Raw genomic sequence first — 7,596 nt, forward strand, 5'->3', positions numbered from 1 at the left:
GGGGAGGGGTTAGGGGTGGGGGGCTCTATCGTTTGGTAGAGCGCGGCGCAGATCGTGTCCACAACGCTTTCAAGATTGCGCAAAACTTCGTGATTCCAAAATCGCAGCACGCGATAGCCGCTTGTCTCAAGAAAGCGCGTGCGCTTTTCGTCGCGCAGAGCTTCGGCGTCGAAGCCATGCTGCTCGCCGTCCAGCTCGACGACGATACGTGTGCGATGACATGCGAAATCCGCGAAATAGGGGCCGATCGGCGCTTGTCGGCGGAAATGGACATTTTTGATTTCATGCTGTCGGAGTTGAGTCCAAAGCCGACGTTCGGCCGGCGTCGCTTCGCGGCGCAATTTTCGGGCGCGGGGCGTTCGAGGGTCTGAACGATCTATTTTGTCGTTCATCGCGCGCCCCCCCACCCCTAGCCCCTCCCCGCCGCAAGCGGGGGGAGGGGAACGCCAACGCCCCATGCGACCGCCTCTGCATTAGCCGCTGAGATAATGCCTTCAGGCGATTTCCTTGACCGCCGACGTCGGCGCATCGAGGAGAAATTTCTCGACTTCGAGCGCCGCCATGCAGCCGAGGCCCGCTGCTGTGACGGCCTGGCGATAGACTTCGTCGGCGACGTCGCCGGCGGCATAGACGCCCGGCATGCTGGTGCGCGTCGTTCCCGGCTCGACGGCGATGTAGCCCGACGGTTTGATCGTCAATTGGCCGCGGAACAGTTCGGATGCCGGCGAATGACCGATGGCGACGAAGACGCCGTCCGCGGCAAGCGTGTGAATCGCGCCGGTCGCGACGTTCTTGACGCGCGCGCCGGTGACGCTCAGCGGGTTCTCGTCGCCGACGATCTCGTCGATGACGTGATTGAAGAGAATTGAAACATTTTCCTGCGCCAGCAGACGCTTCACCAAAACGCGCTCGCTGCGGAATTCGTCGCGCCGATGGATGATGGTCACATGCGACGCGAGATTTGAAAGATACAGCGCTTCCTCGACGGCGCTGTTGCCGCCGCCGACGACGAGCACTTTCTTGCCGCGAAAGAAAAAACCGTCGCAGGTCGCGCAGGCGGAGACGCCGAAGCCCTTGAACCTTTCCTCGCTCGGCAGTCCGAGCCATTTCGCCTTGGCGCCGGTGGCGATGATGAGCGAGTCGCAGGTGTATGATTTGCCCGAATCTCCAGTGAGCCTGAAGGGCCGCTCGTCGAGATGCGCCTCGACAATATGATCGGAAACGCGCTTCGTGCCGACATGTTCGGCCTGCAGGCGCATCTGCTCCATGAGCCAGGGCCCCTGGATCGGGTCGGCGAAGCCAGGGTAGTTCTCGACCTCGGTCGTGATCATGAGCTGACCGCCCTGCTCGAAGCCGGCGATGAGCATCGGTTCGAGCAGCGCACGGGCGGCGTAGATCGCCGCCGTGTAGCCGGCCGGGCCGGAGCCGATGATGATGACGCGCGCATGCTGCGGCATGAAGTGGCCTCGCGAGTGACGACGCCCGCAATCTAGCCATTATCAGCGTCGCCGCAACCGCTCGGGCGGCCGCCGCGTGGAAGTCCGGCTTACCAGCCCCAACCGCCGTCGCCGCCCCAGCCCCGGCAGACGTTCATCCATTGGCGTCGCCAGCCCCAATGGGTCCATACCCTGCGGATCTGATAGCAGTCGCCATAGCCGGCGTTGGCGTAGCTGGGCCAGCCGCCGCCCGAACCAACTCCCGCGCCATATCCCGGCGAATAGGCGGGTAGGTCTGTGCGGTAATAGCTCCAGCCCCAAGGCTGGCCCCAGCCCACGGGCCGGCCCCAGCCGCCCCGACCGCCCCAACGGCCGGCCCAGCCGACGCCGGGCAGAACCGCGCCGCGGAAGCCGCCGCCGCCCCAGCCGAAGCCATGCCATCCGTCCCATCGCTGCGCCTGCGAGGCGCCGGAATGGGCAATCAAGCCAATGAGCAGAGCGCCCGTCGCGGCCGCCGCTTTGATTACGTTAGACATCGCTCCAGCTCCTCCTCGATGCAAAAACGCCCTCCCGAAACGGGAGGGCGCGTGTGTTTCAAAATGCTGACGCGAAGGGATCGGCTTACCAGCCCCAGCCGGTGTTCCAACCACCCCAACCGCCGCCCCAACCGCCGCCCCAGCCGCTGTAGCAGACGTTGACCCACTGGGGCCGCCAGCCCCAATTGGTCCAAACGTTGCGGAGCTGATAGCAGCCGCCGTAGCCGATATTGGAATAATAGGACGAACCCCAACCCAAGCCGTACCCCGCTCCGATCAGGCCCGCGCCATACCACGGCCAATAAGAACGCGCCCACGGGCGTCGCCAGCCCCAGCCGCCGACCACAGGCCTGCCCCAGCCGCCGCCGCGCCAGCCGCCGCCCCAGCCCGCGCCGCGCCAGCCGCCGCCCCAGCCGGGCCCACGCCAGCCGCCGCCGCCCCAGCCGCCTCTAAAGCCCCCGCCGGGCAGAACCGCGCCACGGAAACCGCCGCCGAAACCGCCGCCCCTGAAGCCGCCAAGCCCGCCGCCGAAGCCGCCGCCCCTGAAGCCGCCAAGTCCGCCGCCCCTGAACCCGCCGCCGCCGAAGCCGCCGCCCCTGAACCCGCCGAACCCGCCACCGCCGAAACCGCCGCCGCCGAACCCGCCGCCTCGGCCGCCAAAGCCGCCCCTCTGCGCCTCAGCGATGTCCGTATGGGCCAGCAACCCGATAACCAACGCGGCCGTCGCGACCGCCGTTTTGACCGATTGAGACATTTCCAGCTCCTGATCGTGGTCTCAAAGCATTTGCGCTGGCGGGCGAAAATCCATGCGCGGTCCTGGCGCGCTCAATATTCGCCGCCAACCCCGCCCAACGTCACTAAATCGCGCGCGGCGCATGCACTTCAAGAAGTGCTGCATTCGACGAGCGAAAATGGATACGAGTCTCTTGTTGAAAATAATTCATCGGTGTTGCGCTTATATCACAAGCTCACAAGACGCATCTTCCGCAAGTAGTGATGTCCATCGTAGGCAAGAACAAGCAGTAAGGAACCAGCTCCGGTTCAAGCGTGTTTTTTATTCCTATGAATTGTCCGGGGTTCCACGCGCCGAAGCCTCTCATCTCGCCATTATTTGGTCACGAGCGATTTCTATTGGCAAGAAATCTGCGGAGTCGCCTGCGGCCTTTGCAAGGAGAATGTTGTGAAAAAAGTTATGTCCGGAGTTCTGGCCCTTTGCGCCGCGAGCCTGCTCGCTCCGACGGCGACGCAAGCGGGCGAGTGGGTTGGCCAAGCGTCCTATTACGCGCACAGGGGGCGCACGGCGAGCGGGGCGCATGTCGGCGCCCTGACGGCCGCGCATCGGACATTGCCCTTCGGATCGAAGGTGCGAGTGACCAATTTGCATAACAATCGTTCGATCGTCGTCACGGTGAATGATCGCGGGCCTTTCACGCGCGGGCGCGTGATCGACGTTTCCGTCGCGGCCGCCGACAGCCTCGGCTTCAGATCGGCGGGCGTCGCGCATGTCAGGGTAGAGCAGGTCGTGGACTAATAACGCCACCACACTGCGCTGATCAGGCCGCGCTCGGCAGGCGAGTTGACGCCGCCAAGCGCGGCGATCGCGCCGATCTGCAACGAAAGCGACGCCGTCATGTCGTAGACCGCGCTCAACTGAAATTTCTGCGCGGCGACGACGCCCGCCGGGCCGCCTCTCGGCGCAAAGCCGGAGAAGCTTTGGGCGAGAAGCAGGATCGGGGGCAGGGGTCGCAGCCCGGCGGTGAGGTCGGCGCGGATCTCGTCGCCATTCTGTCCGCGCGACCGATAACCCAGCTGGGCGTCGACAAAGGCGGGAAAGCCGAAAAACTCGAAGGGCCGGCCGACGAGCAGCCGCAGGTCGGCCTGCACGGGATCGCGCATATCGAGGAACCGCCGCGCCGCCGGCGAGGCGGCCCGGACGCCCGCCTGCAGCGAGACGATGTAATCGCCCCAGGTGAAGAGCAGCGTGCGCGCGCCGAGCGCGCCCAATCCGAGACCGTCATAGCGCGCGCCCGATGGGCCCTGGAGCGACAGCGGCAGGCCGGCCTTGGCTTCCTCGACGAGCAGGTTGAGGTGGTCGTATGGCCCGGCGGCGCCGTGGAAATTCATATAGCCGCCTTCGGCGACGATCGTCAGCCAGTCTAAAAGGCCGTGCTCGACGTAGACGCGCGTCTCGAACTTGCGATAGGAGGGCGTCTGGATCAGGCGTCCGTTGGCGTCATAGGCTTTGCGCGCGTCGGCGAAGGTCGTGGTGACGATCGCCTGTCCGTTGCCGGCCGGCATCAGCCATGCGCCAGCATAGGCCGACTGCGCCGCAACGGCCCAAAAGCAAAAAACAATGAAAATCGCCAAGACACGCATCAAGACACGCATGGAGACACGCAGGGCGCCACGCACGAAAACCCGCCCGCCGCCGTTGGTCGGCCGCGGGCCTTACAATGCTAGAGGCGATGTGCGCCGTTGACAATCGACGGTTGCGCTTACGCCCCCACATGCGCATGCACGTCGCGTCCGCCGTGGCGCTGCATGATCTCCATCGCCGCGCGTTCGCGCTCGTCGTTCCAGACGCGGGCCCAAAGCAGCAGACCCCCATGCTTCAATTGCGACTGCGCCCATTTGGTCTGGCGATCGCCGACGAGCTTCGAAGCCAGCAGCCCTAGAACCCCGGCTGCGCCGCCGGTCAGCAGTCCGACCGCGATGGCGCTCGTCAGCGACAGGCCCCAGGCAAGGGTGATCCCGGCGCCGATGAGGACGCCGACGTAGAACAGCACGCCGACGATCGAGGCCTTGCCGATATTGAGCGACTCGCTGTCGATATACGGCGTGCGCGGCGCGCGGGGACTGTCTTCAAGCGCGTCGGCGCTCACGTCCTTGTCGCCGAGCTTTTCGCGCACTTTGTCCTCTTCGGCGAGAAGGCTGATCTCCGAGCGGTCGAACCCGCCGGTGAGAAGATCGTCGATCGCCGACTGCAACGTGTCGACGGTGTCGAACAGGCCGACGACCTCGCGCAGCTCATGGCGTTCTTCAGGGGTGGTGGCTCTCTTCGCGTCCATGTTTCTTGCTCCTGCGCGGCGATTTGGCGCGCGGCCGCGCTCTTGATTAAACAGAGCGGCGCGGCCGGTCTTCAAGAGGCGTCGGGCAGGGAAAAATCATGGGGGAGGAACGGCCAGAGCGGCGCGATGCGGCGATGGTCGCCTTCGCTCTTCGAGGACGCAAGCATCGCCCGCCCGCTTGAGGGCCTTGGACTGCGCAGCGCGCCGCGTGGCGGCGTGCGCGCGTCGGGAATGACAGAAACGCTAAGCCGCGCGGCGGTGCGGCGCGCCGCCGAAAAATTCGAGATAGCGCGCGTCGATCTCAGCGACGGGCATGACGACGAAGACATCCGTCGTGTTGAATTTGCGGTCGACGACGGCGCCGTCGCCAAAACGCGCGCCGAGCCGCAGATAGCCTTTGATCAGCGGCGAGAGCGCATCGCGCGCCTTGCGCGGATCGAAGGCGTCGCGCGCCAGCATCCGCATCGGCGTGTGCAACTCGTCTCGCGCGCTGACGCGCCACGCCTCTTCCGCCGGCGCATAATGCGCCAGATAGCTCAACGCCTGGGCATGGGCGAGCGGATTGGCGCCGTGCAGGCTTGCGCAGCCGAACATCACGTCGATGTCATGCGCCCGCACATAGGCGAGAAGGCCGCGCCACAGGAGTTCGATCGTCCGCTTGCTGCGATAGGGCGCGAGCACGCAGGAGCGCCCGAGCTCCAGCGCGCGCTTGCCGGCGTGACGGGCGAGAAGCGGCGCGACGTCATATTCGCTCTCGGAATAGAAGCCGCCGGCCTTCTTCGCCATGTCGTCGCGCATCAGCCGATAGGCGCCGACGATCTTCGGCCTGATCTTGCCGCGCCGTGTCTGCGCCGCGTGATCGATGACGATGAGATGATCGCAGAATTTGTCGAAACGATCCGCGTCGCGGCGGGTGAAGGCGGTGCGCGCGTCGGGAATGGCGCCGCCTTCCTTGTAGAAGACGTCGTATCGCAGGCGCTGCGTCTTGCGCACTTCCCTCTTGCCGCGCGCGAGCCGCACTTCGAGGGTGCCGAGACGGCCGAGCGTTTCGCTGAGCGCTTTCCTGGCCACTTTCGGCTTTTTTGCATCCGCTTGCGGAAAATTGACGAGGGCGAAGATCGTCTGACCGAAATCCGCGTTAACCGTCCACATGTGCGACTCGCTCCGCTGCGATCTCCCCGCTTGAAGATCACGGGGAGGCGAAGCTTTTGTGACGCGAGAATTGCTGCTGTGACGCACCAGTTGCGGTTTACACTTGAACGTCTCGCTCCTGGAGTCCGAATGTTCACGTCTCATCTGACCGTCAGCGCGGCGATCTGCGCTTTTGCTTTCGCAACGGTCGCAGCGCAGGCGGAGCCGCTTCCTTCGCTCGGATGTTACGCGCGCGCCTATGACACGGCGCATCTTTCCGCCCATAAAAAGCAGATCGTCGACAAAGCGTGGCTGTCGATCGAGACGCGAAAAGACACGCCGCCCTATCCGTTTTTGGCGACGCTGCAATTTTCGACCAAGGGGCGCGGCAAAGCGATCTTCTCCACCTTCGGCGCCTGCAAGGCGGACCGCGGCGCCCTCTTATGCAACGCGTCGCTTTCCGCCGAGGAAACCGACCGCTGCAAGTCCAAGAACGACGGCGTGCATCATTGCCGGATCGGCTACAGCGAGTCCGGCTCCTTCCGGATCGCCGCGCAGCCCGAGGGCGTGCTCGTGACGGTCGTCGAGCGGCTGGAAATGCCGGGGCCCGATGCGGGCGGCCGCGCTAGCTATCTCTATCTCAGCCCGGACAATGCGGAGAACCACGCCTTTCTGCTCCAGCCCGCGGACGCGAAAGCCTGCAAGTAGCGGCGGAGGACAGTCCTCCTCGAGCGATGAGGAGCCATCTTCAGTATGCGCGTAAGAGCCGAGCCCGTTTCTGAAGGCGGGCAGTCCTCGTCCTTCGAGACGCCGCCTTTGGCGGCTCCTCAGTATGAGGACTGCTGGCGCACCGTGAGCTCAAGCGCAATGCGCAGTTAACCAAACGCAACGTCCACCGCCATGCCCTCACCCTTGTAACTTAAACCGTGGCGGATCGGCTAACATCGCCGCTGCGGTGGCGGACGGGACGCCGGCTCATCCTCGGGCGATCGAGCCCGTTCCTCAGCTTGGCCGCCCGTCTGCCGTTCCATCGAACCCGAACAGTCGCTTGGGCCGCGCGAAGCGAAGCCCGCTTAGGCAAGGACGGGACATGATGGACGCTGTATATGTCGGGATCGATGTTTCCAAAGACCGGCTTGATGTGCATGCGCTTCCGCAAGGCGCGGCCTTTATGGTGGCGCGTAATGGCGAAGGCGTTGCGCAGCTCGTCGAACGGCTAAAAGGGCTGTCGCCCGCGTTGATCGCGCTCGAAGCCACCGGCGGCTTCGAGACCGTGGTCGCTGCGGCGCTTGCCGCCGCCTCTCTGCCCATCGTCGTCGTCAATCCGGCGCAGGTGCGTCACTTTGCGCAGGCGCTTGGTCGGCGCGCCAAGACCGATCCGATCGACGCCGCGGTCATCGCCCGCTTCGCGCAAGCGACGCAACC

10 protein-coding genes are annotated in these 7,596 nt (G+C 65.0%); 3 read left to right on the forward strand and 7 right to left on the reverse strand.

Features of this window, described 5'->3' with window-relative positions:
• The 4 genes from IYX23_RS14635 to IYX23_RS20525 all read right to left on the reverse strand — a co-directional run.
• Positions 1 to 392 (reverse strand): DUF559 domain-containing protein (locus IYX23_RS14635; protein ID WP_196398856.1); only part of this gene is annotated, 392 nt, incomplete at its 3' end.
• 102 nt (positions 393 to 494) lie between these two features.
• The gene (gene trxB, locus IYX23_RS14640) at positions 495 to 1,457 is read right to left on the reverse strand and encodes a thioredoxin-disulfide reductase (protein WP_196391572.1); all 963 of its coding nucleotides are present in this window, start codon (positions 1,455 to 1,457) and stop codon (positions 495 to 497) included.
• Between the two features lie 89 nt (positions 1,458 to 1,546).
• Positions 1,547 to 1,972, reverse strand: coding sequence for a hypothetical protein (locus IYX23_RS14645; RefSeq protein ID WP_196391571.1), 426 nt, complete (start codon positions 1,970 to 1,972; stop codon positions 1,547 to 1,549).
• Between the two features lie 85 nt (positions 1,973 to 2,057).
• Positions 2,058 to 2,726: a hypothetical protein gene (locus IYX23_RS20525; protein ID WP_196391570.1), complete on the reverse strand. Its 669-nt coding sequence runs from the start codon at positions 2,724 to 2,726 to the stop codon at positions 2,058 to 2,060.
• A gap of 438 nt (positions 2,727 to 3,164) precedes the next feature.
• Between IYX23_RS20525 and IYX23_RS14655 the strand changes: the two genes are divergently transcribed.
• A complete protein-coding gene (locus tag IYX23_RS14655; RefSeq protein ID WP_196391573.1) occupies positions 3,165 to 3,503 on the forward strand; it encodes a septal ring lytic transglycosylase RlpA family protein in 339 nt (112 codons plus the stop codon).
• On the opposite strand, the gene IYX23_RS14660 is transcribed toward IYX23_RS14655, so the two are convergent.
• From IYX23_RS14660 to IYX23_RS14670, 3 genes are all read right to left on the reverse strand, one after another.
• Positions 3,500 to 4,348, reverse strand: a complete 849-nt coding sequence (locus IYX23_RS14660; protein WP_246716818.1) for a hypothetical protein — start codon at positions 4,346 to 4,348, stop codon at positions 3,500 to 3,502. The two genes, IYX23_RS14655 and IYX23_RS14660, sit on opposite strands and share 4 nt — an antisense overlap.
• A 119-nt stretch (positions 4,349 to 4,467) precedes the next feature.
• Positions 4,468 to 5,040 (reverse strand): hypothetical protein, encoded by a 573-nt coding sequence (locus IYX23_RS14665; RefSeq protein ID WP_196391568.1) that lies wholly within the window; start codon positions 5,038 to 5,040, stop codon positions 4,468 to 4,470.
• A 243-nt stretch (positions 5,041 to 5,283) separates the two neighbouring features.
• The gene (locus IYX23_RS14670) at positions 5,284 to 6,192 is read right to left on the reverse strand and encodes a GNAT family N-acyltransferase (protein WP_196391567.1); all 909 of its coding nucleotides are present in this window, start codon (positions 6,190 to 6,192) and stop codon (positions 5,284 to 5,286) included.
• Positions 6,193 to 6,321: 129 nt separating this feature from the next.
• Between IYX23_RS14670 and IYX23_RS14675 the strand changes: the two genes are divergently transcribed.
• Together IYX23_RS14675 and IYX23_RS14680 are read left to right on the forward strand one after the other, a co-directional pair.
• Positions 6,322 to 6,879: a hypothetical protein gene (locus IYX23_RS14675; RefSeq protein WP_196391566.1), complete on the forward strand. Its 558-nt coding sequence runs from the start codon at positions 6,322 to 6,324 to the stop codon at positions 6,877 to 6,879.
• A gap of 385 nt (positions 6,880 to 7,264) precedes the next feature.
• Positions 7,265 to 7,596: transposase (locus IYX23_RS14680; protein WP_196398857.1), on the forward strand; the 332-nt coding region annotated here is incomplete at its 3' end.

The organism is Methylocystis sp. L43 (genome assembly GCF_015709525.1).
Taxonomy (GTDB): domain Bacteria; phylum Pseudomonadota; class Alphaproteobacteria; order Rhizobiales; family Beijerinckiaceae; genus Methylocystis.